Genomic DNA, 879 nt, shown 5'->3' with positions numbered 1-879 from the left:
ATTGTGTCATACCATCAGTAGTTACTGATTTATTGATTTCTTCATCAAGTTTCGTCTTAGCAGTTCTTAAAGCACTATTATCAGCTAAAGGTACTAATTGATTAATTGCTTGCGTTAATCGCTCATTGACACGATTTACATTTGTTAACGCAGATTGTACCTCTTGCACTGTTCTTATTGGCTTCTGAATGATAGCATTAGCGCTATTTTTAGCACTTGTTAAGTCACTTTGAAGTGCACGAATCGAATTATTGTAAGCAGTAATACTTGCCGGCTTCTTACCAGTCGTTGTACCTGTGCGATTCAATTGTTGCACTGCTTGCTCTAAGGCATGTGTATCTGCAGTTAAATCATGTTTCGCTTGGTTTAATGCTGTTAATGCGTTATCGACACGATGTTTTTCATCTGAAATTTGTTGTGCAGTTGCATCGCCATTGTCAATAACACGTTGAGCTGCAGTTATTTCAGTTTCTGCTTCACGCTTCTTCGCATTATAGTTATCAATACTTTGTTGCGTCATACCAGCAGTTGATGGTACTTGGTTCACAGAACTTTGTAAGTTATTTTTAGACGTTACTAATTGGCTATTATCTTCTTTATTTTGAAGTAATGCTTTAGCTTGATCAATCTTAGTTTGTGCTGCACGAACTTTAGTTAGTGCGTCAGAAACTTGTTGTGGTGTTGCACGCTCATTATTAATCACTTGTTGTGCTTCTGTTTTCGCGGTATTGATTTGTTGTTGCGCATTATGCATTGCATTATTGTACTGCGTAATTGTACCTGGCTTTTTACCTTCAGTGCTTACTGGATCATCTAAATGATTTTTAGCTGTGATTAACTCACGTTTATCCGCTTTTGTGAAAATGGACTCTTGTACTT

At 37.0% G+C, this 879-nt stretch carries 1 protein-coding gene; it reads right to left on the bottom strand.

Translation table 11 applies throughout. The features are described 5' to 3' along the window. On the bottom strand, positions 1-879 hold an 879-nt coding region (locus IDG60_RS16650; protein WP_206160949.1), incomplete at both ends, for an FIVAR domain-containing protein.

The sequence above is a fragment of the Staphylococcus sp. EG-SA-2 genome, from assembly GCF_017152085.1.
The sequence above is the reverse complement of the archived record's forward strand: the minus strand, read 5'-3'. Positions and strand labels throughout refer to the sequence as shown.